Origin of the sequence: Pseudoduganella sp. LjRoot289 (genome assembly GCF_964252925.1) — a bacterium.
GTDB lineage: Bacteria > Pseudomonadota > Gammaproteobacteria > Burkholderiales > Burkholderiaceae_D > Rugamonas.
Genome location: NZ_CAXUPN020000001.1, coordinates 1,199,214 through 1,216,887, shown reverse-complemented (window position 1 = coordinate 1,216,887; position 17,674 = coordinate 1,199,214). Strand labels below are relative to the sequence as shown.

Annotated in this window: 7 protein-coding genes; all 7 read right to left on the bottom strand. The window is 68.9% G+C overall.

Annotated features, from left to right (window positions below):
• Positions 1-55: 55 nt before the first annotated feature.
• A complete protein-coding gene (locus ACSQ8Y_RS05295; RefSeq protein WP_436265409.1) occupies positions 56-1,636 on the bottom strand; it encodes a GMC family oxidoreductase in 1,581 nt (526 codons plus the stop codon).
• Positions 1,626-2,423: a thioesterase II family protein gene (locus ACSQ8Y_RS05290; RefSeq protein ID WP_436265408.1), complete on the bottom strand. Its 798-nt coding sequence runs from the start codon at positions 2,421-2,423 to the stop codon at positions 1,626-1,628. The genes ACSQ8Y_RS05295 and ACSQ8Y_RS05290 overlap by 11 nt, the downstream gene beginning before the upstream one ends.
• 24 nt (positions 2,424-2,447) lie before the next feature.
• The gene (locus tag ACSQ8Y_RS05285; protein WP_436265407.1) at positions 2,448-4,025 is read right to left on the bottom strand and encodes a GMC family oxidoreductase; all 1,578 of its coding nucleotides are present in this window, start codon (positions 4,023-4,025) and stop codon (positions 2,448-2,450) included.
• 5 nt (positions 4,026-4,030) lie between these two features.
• Complete coding sequence (locus tag ACSQ8Y_RS05280; RefSeq protein ID WP_436265406.1) at positions 4,031-5,542, bottom strand: thioester reductase domain-containing protein; 1,512 nt, start codon at positions 5,540-5,542, stop codon at positions 4,031-4,033.
• Positions 5,539-9,813, bottom strand: coding sequence for an amino acid adenylation domain-containing protein (locus ACSQ8Y_RS05275; RefSeq protein WP_436265405.1), 4,275 nt, complete (start codon positions 9,811-9,813; stop codon positions 5,539-5,541). Before ACSQ8Y_RS05275 ends, ACSQ8Y_RS05280 begins: the two co-directional genes overlap by 4 nt.
• Entirely contained in the window at positions 9,810-16,748 is a 6,939-nt protein-coding gene (locus ACSQ8Y_RS05270) for an SDR family NAD(P)-dependent oxidoreductase (RefSeq protein ID WP_436265404.1), read from the bottom strand. Before ACSQ8Y_RS05270 ends, ACSQ8Y_RS05275 begins: the two co-directional genes overlap by 4 nt.
• Positions 16,749-16,903: 155 nt before the next feature.
• Positions 16,904-17,635 (bottom strand): 4'-phosphopantetheinyl transferase family protein, encoded by a 732-nt coding sequence (locus tag ACSQ8Y_RS05265; protein WP_436265403.1) that lies wholly within the window; start codon positions 17,633-17,635, stop codon positions 16,904-16,906.
• Positions 17,636-17,674 lie beyond the last annotated feature (39 nt).

Sequence of the window (17,674 nt, the reverse complement as noted above, 5' to 3'; positions counted from 1 at the left end):
CTGCCAGCCGGCGCCGCGGCCGATGCGGGCCGGCGGCCGCGCGCGCCCTCCCCGCTCACCGCGCTTCTTCCCTCATCCATTGCGCCGCCCGCTCGGCCAGCATCATGCAGCTTAAATTGGTGGGCGCGCCAGGGATAGCCGGCATCACCGACGCGTCCACGACGCGCAGGTTCTCCACGCGGTGCACCCGGCAACGCTGGTCGACCACCGCCATAGCATCGTCCGCGGCGCCCATCCTGGCGGTGCCGACCGGATGCCATGTCGCATTGATGAAGCGCTGTACCGCACTCCTCAACTCGCTGTCGTTGCCTATGATCGCTTCGCTCCACAGGAAGATCGACTGCGTGCGGTCGGCCATCGGCGCGGCCCGCGCGATCTTCCAGGCCAGGCGCACGCCGGCCATCAGCCTGTCGATGTCGCGCGGATCCGATCCCAGTTGGAGTTCGATGACCGGCTTGCCCCCGGGCTTGGCGTGTTCAAGAAACACTTTGCCGCGCGACGCGGGATCGGTCAGCACCACCGAGATCGCATTGGCAAGCGGCGATTTCAGCAATTCGGTCAGCATCGGCACGGTGCGGGTTTCAAAATCGCTCAGCGCAAACAAATTGAGATCGGCGCCGCTATCCGGGCCGCTGGCGGCGCGCGCCATGACTTGGTGCGCCAGCTGCGCCTTGCCGCCGCCCCCCGGGCCGGGCGTCATCCACAACATCACGGCAGGGTGGTCGATCAGGTTCTCGCCCACGCCCGGCAGGTCGGCCACGGGCGGCACGTCCAGCGACAGGCAACGGCGGCGGCCCCCCACGCCTGAGCGCAACAGGATGGCAACGGTATTGATCGCGCCGGCGCTGAGCGTAATGCGCCGGCCGAACACGCTGTGCCGGCTTCCATCGCCATCGGTCCATTCGACACCGACCGCGCGCCGCCCTTCGAACAGCACCCGGTGGACCGCGCAAGCGGGCCGTATCGTCAGGTTCGCGCGCACCCGCGCCGGGGCCAGGTAGGCCAGGGCGCTGGAAATCCGCAGATGGTCGACGCTGTTGCTGGGCACCATGCCAACCCCGGCAACGCAGGCGCCGCTGTTCATGTCGGCGATCCCGGCCATGCCGGCGCCGTGGCACGCTTGCTTGAACGCCAGCTGAAGCGGCCCCAGTTCGCGCTCGTCGGCGCGCCGTACCGGCAGCGGGCCGTTGCGGCCATGTGCCTCGTCAGCGTAGTCGTGGTCCGTTTCGATTTTCTTGAAGTATGGCAGTACCTGGTCCCAGCTCCATTCGCTGTTGCCCAAGGCGGCCCAGCGAGCGAAATCGCGCGGCAAGGCCCGCAGCGCGATCGCGCCATTGACGGACGACGAGCCGCCCACGACCTTGCCCAGGAAATACGGGAACTGCTGCGCCCCCCCTGCCCCTGCGCTGCCGCCGCTGCCGCGCACGTACGCCGAATAGGACCAGTTGAAGCCGGACGTGACCGGCGCGCGCGCATCCATCAGCACCGCCGGCGTGTGCTCCGGCGCCGGAAAATCGGGGCCCGCCTCCAGCAGGAGCACCCGCCGTCCGCGCTGCTCCGACAACCGGCTTGCCAGCACGGCCCCGGAAGAACCGGCGCCGACGACGATATCGTCCCACACGTCGTCAGCTCTCATGGCTGACCTGCAGGCTGGCCAGGCTGGCCAGCCATTGTTCGATGCAAAGCGTCAGCACCCTCGGCTGTCTGTTCAGGTAGAAGTGCCCGCCCTTGAACCAGTGGATGGTGCACCCTCCATGCGTGTAACGTGTCCAAGCCGCCATGCCGGCGGTGCTCACTCTCCCGTCGGCGTGGCCGGCGCACGCCAGCACCGGGCAGGAAAGTGCCGGTCCGGGCTGATGCACATAGGTTTCCAGCACTTCGAAATCCGCCCTCAGCAGCGGGATGAGGGCGCTCATCATCGCTTCGCTTTCCATCACGGCGGGCGGCGTTCCGTCCATGCCGCGTATGTGGTCGAGAAAGGCGCCATCGTCCGCGGCATGCCATGGGCGCCGGCACGGGATTCCGCTTTCCGGCCCGTTGCGTCCGGAGACGATCAAGGCGGCCGGTTCCTGGCCGGACCGCGCCTTCAGCGCGCGCGCCGTTTCATAGGCGACCAGCGCGCCCATGCTGTGGCCGAAGAAAATCAAGGGCAGGTCCGCAAGCGGCGCGATGTCCTCGACCAGCGTCTCGACGACCTGCGCCATGCGCCGCAGGCGCGGCTCGTTGAAACGCTCTTCGCGGCCCGGCAATTGCGCCGCGTACAACTCGATATGCCCGGACAAACCGGGCGCCAGCCTGCGATAGACCGAAGCACCCGCACCGCACCAGGCAAAGCACACCAGGCGCATCGACGGCTGCGGCGCGCCACCGTAGCGGCGCAAGCCGGCCCCGGGTCTCGCATGCAGATTCACTTTACGCATCATTTCACTCCTCAATTCCTCAATTCCTCAATTCCTCAATTCTGCGGCGATCTTCTCGGCGATCATCAAGCTGGTCAGATGGGTAGGCGCGCTCGGGATCGACGGCATGATGGAGGCGTCGGCGATCCACAGGTTGTCGACCCCGAACACCCGCCCGTACGGATCGACGACCGCTCCCTTGTCCGGCGACATGCCCATCTTCGCCGAGCCGCAGGCGTGCGCACTGGGGCGCACAAAGGTGCGCACGGCGCGCTCCAGCGCCAGGTCGGACTGGATCATGCCGTCGGTCCACGCGAAGATGCGCGCAAACCGCGCGCCCAGGCCCTCGTGCTGCAGCAGCTTCCAGGCCAGGCGCACGCCCTCCATCAGCGGCGGGACATCGCCGTCATTGCCCAGGCAATTGAAGGACGCCTGCGGCGCCGCCCGGGGATCGGCCGAGACGATGCGCACATGGCCGCGCGACGTCGATTTGTTGAAACAGGCGGTCACGCCGGCCACCGCCTTCGCCCCCGTCGCCTGCGCCAGTTGCGGGAACGTCTCGGCGGCGTCGATACCGGCCATGAGGGCAATGTGCATGTCGTTGCGATGGCCGGACATGCTGGACGAATAGCGCAACAACGTCTGCCGCATCGGTTCGCCCAGCGTGGAAGCGCCGGCTTGCGGAACGCCCCAGATACCGACGACAGGATGGTCCATCAGGTTTTCACCGACGCCGTGCAAGGGATGCCGCACTTCGATGCCGAGCGGACGCAGCGTGCCGGGATTGCCTATGCCCGAGCGCATCAGGATAGCCGGCGTGCTCATGGCGCCGGCACACAGGATGACCCGGTCGGCGTGCAAGCGCCGCATGCGCCCGCCGATTTCCACCTCCACGGCGTCGCACCGCGCCGCACTATCCCCACTATGCCAGAGCAGCCGGTGCACATGCGCGCCGCCGATGATCGTCAGGTTCGGCCGCCCGCGCGCCGCCGCGAGATAGGTCAGCGCGGTCGACATGCGCACACCGCCGAGCACATTCTTGGGGATCACGCCCACCCCGGCGCTCTCCGGATCGTTGTGGTCGTCGACGGCGCCGAAACCATGCGCGAGGCAGGCGTCCATGAGCCCGGCCTGCAATGGCGTCAGCTCCTGCCTGGACTCGCGCCGGATCGGCACCGGCCCGCCGCGTCCGTGCAAATGCGCGGCGCCGGCCGGGTCGTCTTCCAGCTTGCGGAAGTAAGGCAGGACCTGCTCCCAAGACCATCGCCCCCCGCATTCGGCGGCCCACTCGTCGTAGTCGGCCGGGGCGCCGCGCAGCGCCTGCACCGCGTTCACCGCCGAAGACCCGCCCACCACTTTGCCGGCCTCGTAGTCGAACATGCCGCCCGCCCCGCCCTTGATGCGCGTGCGGATCTTCCAGTTCAGGCCCGGCAACACGGCCGGCTGGTTGGCGTTGCGCATCGCCGTCGACATGGTCTCGCAGGGCCGGTCCGGACCGGCTTCGAGCAGCAGCACGCGCCGCCGGCCGTCCTCGCTCAGGCGGCTGGCCATGACCGCGCCGCTCGATCCGGCCCCCACCACGAGCACGTCGTAGCGATGGCTGTCGTCATGCTGATCGGTTCCCATACCCATCAGCCCAAATCGTGCATATTGCCGGCCACCGCGCGCCAATATCCCCGCGGCGTCAGGTCGGACAGTTTGGCGGCATGGCCGCGGCGCTCGAAATGGTGCGTGTCGAACAGGTGGTGGGTGAACATATTGTCGATTGCGCAGCCGTCCGCGCGCTGCAGGAACAATTGCCTGGCCAGCGCCGCCTCGCTGCCCTCCAGGCGCTCCGCCGCCTCGATGCAGCGCGCCTTCCATTCGTCGAACGGCACCCGCTGCAGACAGTCCGCGTCCTCCGGCGCCGCCAGCAGCATGGCCATCACGGCAGGCAAGGCGAGCGGGTTGCGGTTCTCAAGGTGGATGACCTGCTGCTGTTTGTACGGCGCCAAGCTATGCTCGACCAGCAGGCGCGCCAAGGTGTCCACCGGCACGCCGTGCACGCTCGCGCCGTTCCAGTCCGGCACCACGCCGGCCTCGCAGGCCACGCGCAACACGCTGCCGTAGCTGTCGCAGGGCTTCGCGCGGCCGCTGCGCGCCGACGGCAAGGCATGCGAGCTGCGGTATATCCTGACCGGCAAGCCGCGTTGCGCGGCCGCGAGCAACACTTGCTCGGCGACCCATTTGGACTGCGCATAAGGGCTGGGCAAGCCGTTCGGGTCGGCGTGCGCGCGCTCGCCCGACAGCGCCACCAGACGGCCGCCGATCTGGCGCCGGCACACCGCCATCGGCGAGGCAAGGAAAACCGGCTTGAGACGGTGCTCGGCCGCCAGGCGCATGAGCGCAGCGAGCGGGGCGACATTGACTTTGCGGTGCGACGCATAATCGGCCAGCACATCGACCGAGGCGCCGAAATGATAGATGGCGTCGACCGAGCGCTCCATCCGGTTCCACTCGCCCTCGTCCAGGCCCAGGCCGGGCGCGGCCAGATCGCCGCAGACTACCACGATGCGCGCCATTGCGGCGCGGTCCGGCATGACGCCGTGGCGCCGCATGCCCTCGATCAGGCGTTGCAGGCCCTCCTCCTTGTTCGCGGCCCGCACCAGGCAGCACAATGTGGCGTCGGTGGCCGCCAGCAATTCAGCCAGCAGGTGCGCCCCTATCCAGCCGGTGCCGCCGGTCACCAGCAGCGCCCGCGCCACGGCCGGCGCCGGCGGCATGCCGAAATCGATCTGCCCGGCATCGGCGATGCCGGCGGCGGCATCGGCCAGCATGGCCGGCGGCGGTTCGGCGGCGACGGCGGCGATGGCGACGCAGTCCATCCCGCGCGACCAGGCGTCGAGTGCGGTCTGTTCGAGCGCGTCGCGCGGCGCCACGCGCTCGCCGCGCCCTTCCGCAGCCGCATCGGCCACCGGCCGGGGCGGCGTTTGATTGACGGCGGAGCCAGCTCGAAGCTCCGAGATGATGCTGTCTTTGTTCTCAATCAAAGCCGAGCGCAGCGCGGGAGTCAAAGTGCGGGACGGCGCATGTACACGCAATTCGTTCCCGTTCAAGCGCAGCTTGACGCCACGCTCATTCAATTCCAGCAATAACTGTTTCATCTTCTCTCCGGACCTGCACCAACCATGTTCACCGCGCCGCCAAGGTTGGCGGCGCGACCTTCGCAAGTTTTTTCCCGCCGCCGGAGCCAGCGTTCGGTGCGCTCCGCCACCGCCGCCACGCAGCACCCGGCGAGCAGCGTGTGGTGGCTGCCGGCCAGGGTTTCGATATGCACGCTGCCGGAGGTGCGGGAAGCCCAGCCCCAGTCCGGCCGGGCCGGATGCGGCAGCGCGGCGAACTCGCCGACGACGCCGTCGCGCGCCCGTATCAGCAGCATGTCCACGTCGGCGCTGCCGCCCGCGTATGCCCGGCTGGCCCGCACGATGCCGCCGAAAACCCGGTAGATCGCCGTGAGCTGTTCGAGATCGATGGCGAGCGGACGCCCGGATTGCAGCAACAGCGCGGAAACCTGTTCGAGCTGGGCGCGCGCCTGTACCGCGTCCACCGAGGCGAGCAATTCGGCGACCGGCAGGCCCAGCGCGAGATCCTCCAGGAACCAGCCGAGCAGCACCTTGTCGTCCACCGGCTCGCCGCTGAGCGGGGCCGGGCAGTCGATCAGCACGACCCCGCCGACCGCGCGGCCGCGGCCGCGCAGCTGCCGCGCCATTTCGAACGCGATCAGGGCCCCGGACGACCAGCCTCCCAACAATACCTGGCCGTCCGGCTGCTGCTGTTCCAGCAGCGCGACATGGCTGGCCGCCAGCGCTTCGATCGAGTCCGGCAAGCTGTCCTGCCCGTCCAGGCCGGGCGCCTGGAAAGCGTGCACAGGCCGCGCCAGCAAGCCCGCCAGCGCGCGGTAGCACATCACGTGGCCGCCGGCCGGGTGCACCAGGAACAAGGTCCGCCTGAGACCTTGTTCACGCAAGGTCAGCATCGGGCCGGCGTGTCCCTGCACCGCCCCGGCCCCGGCCCGCAGCAATGCGGCCACGCCCGCCACGCTGCGCTCCCGCCAGACCGCGCCGAGGGACAGCGAAACGCCGAAGGCCTCGCGCACCGCGGCGATCATGCGCACCGCGTCAAAGGATTGCCCGCCCCGGTCGAAGAAATCGTCGCCGGCGTCCAGTTCCGGCCGGCGCAGAATGTCGCGCCAGATCGCCAGCAGGCGGCGCTCGGTGGCGTCGGCCGGGCCCCGTGCGGCACGCGTGAGCGGCGCGGCGGCCGGTTCCGCCATGGGCGGCAAGGCCTTGCGGTCGATCTTGCCGTTGACACTGAGCGGCAGCCGCTCCAGCGTCCCGATCGCGCGCGGCACCATGTAGGACGGCAGTTTTTTCTCCAGCGCCGCGCGCAGGGCCTCGGCCTGGACCTGGACCGCCGCGCCGGCGGCGGGCACCACATAGGCCACCAGCTGCGCGTTGCCGGCGGCGCCCGCCTGCACGGCAGCGACCGCCGCGCCGACGCCGGGCTCGGCGCACAGCACCGCTTCTATTTCACCCAGTTCGATGCGGTGCCCCTGTATCTTCACCTGCGCATCCCTGCGTCCCAGAAATTCGATCGCGCCACTGGGCAGGTAGCGGCCGATATCGCCGGTGCGGTAGATGCGCTCGCCTGTGACCGGATGCGGCATGAAGCTCGCCGCCGTTTTCGCGCTGTCGTTCCAGTATCCGCGCGCCAGTCCGGCGCCGCCGATATACAGCTCGCCCGCGCTCCAGTCGGGCAAGGCACGGCCGCAATCGTCCAGCACGTGCCAGGGCTGGTTGCGCATCGGATAACCGTAGGGGATACTCGGCCACGCGGGATCGACTTGCCCGACCTCGTAGGCGATCGACCAGATCGACGCCTCCGTCGCGCCGCCCAGGCTGACCACCCGCGCGCGCGGGGCGATGCGGCGGATGCGGTCCGGCAGGTCGACGGCGATCCAGTCGCCGCTCAGCATCACCAGGCGCAGGTCCGGCAGCAGCGCGCCGCGCTTTTCGGCGGTTTCGATCAGCAGCACCGCCAGCGGCGGCGCCGAATTCCATAACGTCACGCGCTGCTCCAGCACCACGTCCAGCCAGTGCGAGGGATTGAGCGCCTGCGCCGGGTCGGGATAGACCAGGGTGGCGCCGGCGGCCACCGTGCCGAACAAGTCGAAGACCGACAGGTCGAAACCGAACGAGGACACGCCGAATACGCGGTCCGCCAGACCGACCTTGAAACGCTGGTTGACATCGAGCACCGTGTTGACCACGCCGCCATGCTCCAGCATCACGCCCTTGGGTCGCCCGGTGGAGCCGGAGGTGTAGATCAGGTAGGCCAGGTCGGACGGTTTCGCCGGCGCGGCGTCCACCCAGGCTGCATGCGCAGGCGCAGGCGCACGCGTGCCCGCCGCCGCCTCGATGACGAGCACGGGAACGCCCTGCGGCCATCCCGGCAGGCCTGCGTACGCACCCTGCGCCAGGATGGCGGCGGCGCCGCAGTCCGCCAGTATGTAGCCGCGCCTTTCCTCCGGCAGCGCCGGATCGAGCGGCACATAGCAGCCCCCCGCTTTCAGGACCGCGTACACCGCCTGGAACAAAGCGGGTCCGCGGTCGGCGACGATGGCGACGGTCTTGCCGCGCAGCGGCGCCCCGCCGTCGGCGGCGTCCAGCAAGGCGCACGCGATGCTGTCGCTGGCCTGGTCAAGCTCGGCGTAGGTCCATGCCCGCTCCCCCGCGATCAGGACCTGCGCCGCGGGCAGGTCCCGGACGGCGGCGCCCAGGAAGTCCTGCAGCAGCATGGGCGGTATCGGCTGCGCCGGAGAGCACACCGCCGCGCGCGCCGCCAACATCGCGGGCGGCGTCAGGTCGAACACCGTGGCATGCCAGAGTGTGCCGTCGCCGGCCAGCCGTTCGATCAAGCCCTGGTATGCGCCCCACATGCTGTCGATCAGGCCATCCGGAAAAAAGGGCTCCAGCAGATCCCACACGTAGTAGTAGCTGCCGTCCGCCAATTCCCAGAACTGGTGGTCGAGCATCACTTGCGAAGTCTCCAGGCAGCTGAAATGCGCGCGCTCGTATCCTTCCATGAACAGCCCGCTGCCGATCACGAAGGGGATGGCTGCGCTGCCCAAGCTGCCCTTGCGCCGGTTCAGCGCCTGCATCACCTGCATGCCGCCCCACTGCAAATGGGCGGCATCGCGTATCACCTGCTCCTGCAGCGCGCGGGCGCGCTCGGTGAAGCTGGCTGCCTGGCGGAAATCGAATTCGAGCGGATAGAGCGACGCGAAATTGCCGATGATGTCGCGCATCTCCGGATGAATATTCAAGCGGCGCGTCATCATATTGCTCAACACGAAATGGCGGCTGTTGCCCCAGGCGCTGATGATTTCCGCGTAGGCGCAGAACACCGCGTTCGACGGCGTCACGCCGGCTTCGGCGGCGCGCGCCTTGAACTGCGACCAGACCGCGCTCGATATCGTGCCCTCGCGCCGCTCCAGGCGGGACCGGCAACGGCGTTCCATGCTGGCGCGCTGCGGCAGCGCGGGCGCGTCGGGCAAGGCGTCCAGCCGCTGCTCCCAATAACGCCGCGCCGCCTGCCCCGCCGCGCTGTGGGCGATGGCGTCCAGCGTCAGGGCGGCATCGCGGAAACTGAGCGACAACGGCGACAGTTCCAGGGCCGGACTGCGGTAGTAGCTGTCGATTTCCTGCAGCAGGCGCGTGGTGCCGAAGCCGTCGGAGAAGAAGTTGTTGTGGTTGTAGTGTATGGTCGCCATGTCGGCGCCCTGCTCGCGCCACAGGCTGACGCGCAGGTCGATCCAGGGCCAGGTGTCCAGCGGCAGTTCGCAGCGCGCCATTTGCGCGCGCACTTGTTCCAGCGCGCGCTCGACCTCCGGCGCCGGCGCGCCGCGCAAATCCTGCACTTTGCAGCGCAGCGGCGCCGGGTCCTTGACTGCCTGCAGTTGGCCGTCCGGGCGGACCGTGACGATCTCGCCGCGATGGCGCGCCAGCGCCTTGTTCCATGCCGCCTCGTAGCGCGCGACGTCCAGCCCGGCGACCCGCTTTTCCGAATAGTAATGCGGCCGCACATGGAATTCCATGTACGGATCGTCACCCATATAGAAACCCAGCTGCATGTCGGACAAGGGAAACGGCCGGTAACGGCTTTCAGGGTCCGGCACGCACACCGGCAAGGCGGTGTCGTCCGCATGGTGCCGCTCCTGCAACCAGCCGAGCAGCTCCCCTTTGCGGGCCGCCAGGCGCGCCCGCAGGTCCGCAGTCAAGGCGCCGTGCGGCGCCTGCAGCTTCAGGCTGTCGCCCTGGGACGACACCGTGATGCCGCGCTGGCGCAGCTCCTGCAGCAAGGCCATCATGGTCATAGGACGAATTCCTCCGTATCCTCGCTTGCCCCGCCGGGCAGCGCGCCCACGCTCACATAGCCGAGCAAGACCTTTTGATAAATCAGATCGGCCACCTCTTCCAGCGAGCTATTGCCGATCAACACATGGGCCGGCAAATCGACGCCCACCCAGGCTGCCACCCGGCTGCGTAAGTCGATCGCCATCAGCGAGTCGACGCCCAGTGTCGACAGGCGCACGTCGCGCGGATCGCCGCCCTCGCCCAGTGGGCCGCTCTCGTCGCTGTCCAGAACCTGGCGCAACAGGGTTGCCAGTCCCTGCCTGATCGCATGGCCGGCTGCCGCGGCGTCGAGCTTGGCCAGGGCCTCGGGCAGGATCAGCGGATCCGCCACCGTTTCGGCAACAGCCGCCGGGGACATGCCACGCAGCAGGCTGGGAAGGCGGGCCGCGGACCGGCTTTCGAGGAAGCGCGCCCAGTCAATCGCCGCGACGGCGATTGGCGCGCCGCCGGCCAAAAGCCGCCCCAGCGCCTCCAGCGCGGCCGATGGCGCCATTGGCGTCAAACCCTGGCGTGACAGCCGCTGCGCCAGCGCGGGATCGCCCGCCATGCCATGCCCGGCCCACGGCCCCCAGTTGACACTGGATGCGCACAGTCCCTGTCCGACGCGCCGCGCCGCCAAGGCGTCAAGCATGCCATTGGCGGCGGCATAGTTGCACTGCCCAGCCGAACCGAAACTGGCCGCGATCGACGAGAACAGCACGAAATGGTCCAGCGCGAACTGCCTGCTGTGGTGGTCCAGCAGCAGCGCCGACGCCGCTTTCGCCTGCAGCACGTCGCGCCAGTCCTGTTCGTCCAGTTGCGCCAGCGGACGGTCCCGCAGCACGCCGGCCGCGTGGAAGATTCCCCGCAGCGGAGCCGGCGCCGCGGCCAGTTCCGCGCACAGTGCGGCCACTTCCGCGTCCAGGCTCAGGTCAGCCTGGCGCAACACGATATCGACCCCGCGTGCGCGCCATTGCGCGATCAACGCCGCAGTGCGCGCATCGCCGCTGGCGCGACGGCCGGCCAGCACGATACGGCCCGCGCCTGCCTCGGCCAGCCAGGCAGCAAGGGAAAGGCCGATCCCGCCCATGCCGCCCGTGATCAGATAGGCGCCATCCTTGCGGATGGGCGCCCGTGGCGTCTCGATCGGCGGCCGCAGCGCGTGCAGGCGCGGCGCCAGCAAGCGGCCGCCACGGATCGCCGCTTGGCTTTCATCGCCGTGTGCCAGCGCCGCATCCAGCATCCGCAGATCCGCCCCATCCGGCGTCGCGGCCAGATCGATGTGCGACAGCGTCAAAGCAGGGAATTCCAATGCGGCGGAACGCAGCATCGCGGCGGCGCCGGCCTGCGCCGGGCTGGCCGCGGCGACGCCGCCGGGCGATGACGCGGCACGCGTCAGCAGGCAAACGCGGAAGCCGGCAGGCAAGCCGTCGACGCCTGCCAGCGCAGTGAGCAAGTTCTGCAACCGGCGGCACAGCAGCAGGCAGCGCCCGGCGGCAGCGGAAGGGGAAACTGCTGCTGCAGCGGAAGCGGAAACTGCAGCAGCAGCAGCAGCAGCAGCGGCAGCGGCAGCGGCAGCAGGGACAGCGGTAGCAGCGGCAGCCTCAGCCGAAACGGCATCGACAACGGCTGCCCCAGCCGCATCGTCATCGTCATCGTCAGCGGCGCTCGCACCGGCATCGGCCCGATCCGCTTCCAGCCACAGCACGACGCCCGCGAACGCCGCAGGCGTGCACAGAGCGCCGGCCAATGCGTCTCCGAGCCGGCTCGCCTCGTCAAGGCCGGCCGCGAACCTGTGGAAACGCGGCGCATGTGCATGCAGCCCGGACAGCTCGGCTTCCGCCTCGGCCAACAGCAGCCAAGGCCTGGCGCCGGCATCAGGCGCTGTAACGGGCACGGCAACGGGTGCTGCGACGGGCGACACGTCCTGCCATCTGCTTGCCAGATACTGCGGCGCGTCCGCCGTGCCTGCCGCGCCTGGCGCGGCACCGGCAGGTCCGAGGACCGCGTCGAGGCGCACCATGCTCACCCGCAGGCCGCGCACGTGCACAAGCTGCGCCCCGCGCTCGTCATGCAACGCCAGGTCGGCGACAATATGGTGTTCCGTCGACTCCGCGCTCAATCGGGCCTCGAGATACACGGTGCCGGCCGGGGATGCATAGACGATAAGCTCGTCGACACCCGTGGGCAGCGGCGCCAGCTCCAGGCCGCCGCCGCGCGCGTGCAGCAGCGCGCCGACGGCCTGGAAGGCGGCATCCAGCAGTACCGGATGGAGCACGCCGACATGATTCCCGGCGCGCTCAGCACCCGGAGGCAAGACCAGGCTGGCGCGCGCCGTGCCGCCGTCGACCGCGAGGTCGCGCAGCGCCTGGAAACGCGGACCATACTCCAGCCCCTGCGCCGCGAATTGCGCGTAGAACCGCGCCGTGTCCTGCTGCGTGCCTGCCCTCGCCGTCACGCCGCCAGCCGCCACCGGCAGCCGCTGCGCGCCCCCGGCGAGCCGGCCGGACGCATACTTTTCCCAGCTTTCCGTTTCCGTATCCCAGGCCAGCACGCGGGCTTCCCATCCGTCCCGCCCGTCCCGCACTCCGCCACCGGCACCAGCCCGTCCGCGCTCGATGATGGTCTGCAGCCGCACCGCTCCCTGCGTCAAGTCCAGCGGACGCAGGAAGGTGAGCGACTGCAGCGCCAGCGGCGCCATGCCGGCCGCTATCCCGGCTTCGCCGGCCGCTGCCAGCATCAGGCTCGCATAGGCGGCGCCCGGCATGACCGTCCGGCCGCGCAATGCGTGGTCTTCCAGGTAAGCCGTGGCATCGTTCGGAACCGTCGTTTCAAAACAGGCGATATCGTCGAGCGCGATCTCCACCCTGCGCCCGGCAATGGTGGCTTCCGCCGGCGCGCCATGGTGGCGTGCCGGCGTGCCGGGCGTAAACCAGTATCTCCCCTGATCGAACGGGTACAGCGGCAACGGCGGCGCGAGGCTCGGCGCCGGTTTGCCGGGGACGCGGGACGGCTCGACGCCTGCAACAAACAAGGCGGCCAACGCTTCAACATGCATTTGCTCGTCGCAGTCTTTCGGCATCGACGCGATCCACTGATGGTAGGGATCGGAGCGCGCGCCCGTGTCGCGCTGGGCACGCCCGTGGCGCAGTCCCGGCATGCCGGACGCGGGTTCGCCCGCAAAGCGCTCCAGCAATTCGGCCATGCGCTTTGGTTCCGCCGCGACGACGGCCAGCCGTTCCGACAGGTGCGCGCGCGTGGCGGTGGCCGCCTCGCACAAGGCGGCCACCGCCACCGCGCCGGATCCCGAGATCAGGGCAGCGTAGCGAAGTGCCATGCGCCGCAGGCTGTCCACGCTGTTGGCGGACAAGGTCAGCAGCATCACGCGCGGCGCAGGCTGCCGGGACGGCTGCTCGCCGCTCCCCGCGCTGACGGCAGGAGCCGGCGCCGACTGCAGGACCACGTGCGCATTCGTGCCGCCGAAGCCGAAGGAACTGACGCCGGCGTAACGGGGACGGCCGACCGGATCCGCCCCGCCGTCCCAGTCCTGCAACCGGCGCGGTATCCGCAAGCGGCTGCCGCTCAAGTCGATGTAGGGATTTTGCGCGCTGGGCGTCGCCACCGGCGGAATCTGTCCGTGCCCCAGCACCAGCACCGCTTTGATCAGCCCCGCGATGCCGGCCGCCGGTTCCAGATGGCCGATGTTCGGCTTCACGGCGCCGAGCCAGCACGGCCCGGATGCCCCGGTGGCAGGCGTGTCCAGCACATGCTTCAGGGCCGCCACTTCGACCGGGTCTCCCAGCGGCGTCCCGGTGCCGTGCGTCTCGACATAGCCGATCGCGTCCGGCGTCAAGCCGGCGCGCCGCAGCGCGCTGCGGATCACCTGCTGCTGCGCCTGGCCGTTGGGCGCGGTCAGGCCGTTGCTTGGACCATCCTGGTTGACCGCCGAACCGCGTATCACGCCCAATATCCTGTCGCCATCGCGCTCGGCCAGGTGCAGCAGCTTCAGCACGACCACGCCGCAGCCCTCCCCGCGCACATAGCCGTCGGCGCCCTCGCCGAAAGTGTGACAGCGTCCGCTCGGCGACAGCATCCGCGCCTCGCTGAAAATCACGCCGTAGTCAGGGGACAGTACGAGGTTCACGCCGCCCGCCAGCGCCAGCGTGGATTCGCCGTCGCCCAGGCTGCGGCAGGCCTGGTGCACCGCCACCAGCGAGGAAGAACAGGCGGTATCGATCGCCATGCTCGGCCCCTGCAACTGGAAACAGTAGGAGAGGCGGTTGGCGGCAATACTGAGCGCGCTTCCGGTGCCGGAATACGTATCCCGGCCAACTCCTGCCTCGCGTTGCAGGCGGAAATAATCATTGGAACTGATGCCGACGAACACGCCGGTGTCGCTGCCCGCCAGGCCGTCCGGCGGGATGCCCGCCGACTCCAGCGCATGCCAGGCCGTTTCCAGCAATAGCCGCTGCTGCGGATCCATGCTGTGCGCCTCGCGCGGCGATATGCCGAACAGGGCCGCGTCGAAACCATCGACGTCGCGCAGGAAGCCGCCCCAGCGGAACGGGTCCGATGCGTCGGCCCGATACCCGGTCAGGGCGCTGCGCCCGGCAGGCATTTCGCCGACGGCGCTGCCGCCTGCCTTAAGCATCTCCCAGAATTCGTCCGGGCCATCGGCACCGGGAAAACGGCAGCCCATGCCCACGATCGCCACGGCTTCGAAGTCGCCGGTCCCGGGCCCGTGCTCTGGAATAGCGGTTTGCGCAGCCAGTTGCGCTGCGCCCGGCGCCCCGCCGAGATGGGCGGCCAGGCGCTCGATGGTCGGGTGGTCGAACACGGTCGCCGGGGCCAGCGCCACGCCTAGCACCTGCCCCAGCTCGGCGGCGAGTTCCACCAGCTTCATCGAATTCAAGCCGAGCTCGGCAAATGGCTGCAGCGGGGAAATGCGGTCGAGGGGCAAGCCGCCCAGGCGCGCCACCAGGCTGCGCAACATGTCGGCCAGCGCGGCGCGGTCGCGCGCCTCCGCGGACGCCGCACCAGCCGGCCGCGTACGGCTGCTTGTTGCCACAGTTGTTGCCACCGTTGTTGCCGCCGTCGTTGCCGCCGTCGTTGCCGCCGCTGTTGCCGCCGCTGTCGCCGCCGGGCGCTGCCAGCGGCCTATTTCTTTCAGCGCACCGTTGAGAAAGAGCGTTCTGCATGGTTTGCGCTGGATCTTGCCGCTCGATGTTTTCGGCACGCCGGCCGGATCGACCAGCACCACCACGTCGACATCGATGCCGTGCCGCGCGGCGATCGCCCACATCACAGCCAGTCCCACCTCGTCCACGTCCACGTTCTTGCGGGCGGTGCGCTCCACCTCCTGCACCGCGACCAGCCGCGGCGTGCCTGGGCCATCGTCGAGCGTGAAAACCGCGCCCCATCCGCCCTTGCGCAGAGCCGGATGAGCTTGCTCAACGGTACTTTCGATATCCTGCGGGTAGTGGTTTGCGCCCCGGACGATGACCAGGTCCTTCAGGCGGCCGGTCACATACAGCCGGCCTTCATGCATGAATCCCAGGTCGCCGGTGCGCAGATAGCGCCGCCCGGGGAAGTCGGCCAGCACCGCGCCGAAAGTCTCCGCGCTCTCCTGCGGCTTGTTCCAGTACCCCGCGCAGACGGTGCCGGCGCCGATCCAGATTTCGCCGATGCGCGCCGCACCGCAGCGCTGCCCGCCGGCCGGATCGACGATATGCACCTCAAAATCGCCCGCGATCGCGCCGCTGCTGGCGATGGGCCTGCCTCCGGCGCAGGCCGGCGCCACAAAGGTCACCTGGTCCCGCTCCAGGTCGAGTTTGTCTATCCATAGCACGGGGACGCCTTCGCCCTGCTTGCCGAGCGTAACGCAGAGTGTCGTTTCCGCCATGCCGTAAGCGCCTGTCAGCGCACCGGGCGAAAGACCGGCAGGCCCGAACTTCTCCGCAAATTTCCATACCGTTTGCGGCGCTATCGGCTCGGCCCCGTTCACGGCCGAACGCCAGTTCCCGAGGTCCAGCGTAGCGGCCTCCTCTTGCGAAATCTTGTCGACGCAAAGGTCATAGGCGAAGTTCGGGCCGCCGCTGGCGACGGCGCCAAATCGGCTGATGGCGCGCAACCAGGAAACCGGTTTGTGCACGAATGCGGCGGGTGGCATGAAGACCGCCGTGCCGCCCGTGGTCAACGGCATCGCGATGCCCTGCACCAGGCCCATGTCGTGGAACAGCGGCAGCCAGGACACCGTCGCGTCGCCCGCGTGGAGGCCAAGGGCGTCGCCGTACAGGGCGCAGTTGGCGAGCAAATCGCCATGCCTGACCATCACGCCTTTCGGATTGCCGGTCGAACCCGAGGTGTATTGCAGGTAAGCGAGGTCGGAGGCCACTATCCCTTCGTCGACGTAGCCCCGCTGCCGCAAGTCGATATGATCGAGCGTGATGATGGCGCCTGCCGCTTCCACCCCGCTTGCAAGCAGGCGCTCGCGGACGCCGTCGGCCAGCGAAGCCTGCGTCAGCGCTGCGCGCGCGTCGGCGTCGCGCGCGATGGCGCCGATCCGTTCCGCATGCCAGTTGTTTCGCGGCGGATAAGCCGGCACTGCGACCACGCCGGCGTACAGGCAGGCGAGGAAGGCTTGCACATACTCCAGGCCGGAAGGCAGCAGCAGCAACACGCGCTCGCCGCGCAATCCGCGCTGCTTCAAATCGGCGGCGACCGCCATGGCGCCCTGGTGCAGCGCCAGGTAATCGAGGCTGGCGCCCGGACCCTCGCCGTCTTCCAGAAAGACCAGCGCGTGGCGCGAAGGCCACCGGGCCGCGTGCGCCGCGATGACCTCGCTGATCATCAGGAAGGGGGCGCCGTGTTCGTCCTCGACTGTTTCCCGGCCCGCGTATAAAGGCTGACTATTCATGCGTATCTCCGCTGTGTTCGAGTTGAAATATCAACTCGCTAGCAGAAGTAGCAGTTGACGTGGCCCTAGTTATAGAGCCATCGCGCCGGGATGGCGAGACATATGCATTTCTTGCATAGTGAACAAGGGTCCGGGACGCGCGGGAGCGGCATCGCTCAGCCCAGGAAGGCCGTCAACACGTGGCGGGAATCGAACATGGTGAAATTGACTTGGAGCAATTGACCGGGGCGGAATGCGTCGCACAGATGCTCGCGTACCTCGAACACCATGGTGCTCCGCGCGCCATCGATGCGGACAAATTCGAGCGCATCGAAGTCGAAGATCCGGTTCACGCGCAGGTAGGCGCCCTTGAAGAAACTTTCCTTTGCGGAAAATACCAAGGTCAGCAGCACGCCCCAGTCCCAGCCGCCCTGGACCTGTTCGAGACGGGCCAGTTCAGGAGGAAACACGACGGTGCCCATCAAGGCCTGCAGGCGCGACGGTTCGGATATCACTTCCTCGATATCGATGCCGGCGCCAGCCTGGCTGCGCGCCGGTAGCACCAGCGCCGCCGCCGTTGTCCGGCAATGGCTGATGCTGCCGATTACGCCGGCCGGCCAGACCGGCTCGCGCCGCTCGCCGACCGCCACCTCGATGCCAGGCATGCCCAGCCGGTCCAGCCCGGCCATGGCGCACAGACGCCCGAAGAAGAATTCCGCCTGGCGCTTGGCGACACTGCGCGCAATGTTCTCCGGGCGCACGATGCCGGCGCGGCCGAACCGGGCGGGATCGAAAAGATGCGCATCGAAACGGGCATAAAACAAGGTCAGCCGCTGCTGGCCGCCGGTCTCCCAGGACCATGGCAGCACCCCGTCGTATCGCCGGGACGTGTCATTACCGATGCGCATAGCCGCTGTCCGTTGTGGGTGGGCCGCCATCTTGCCATA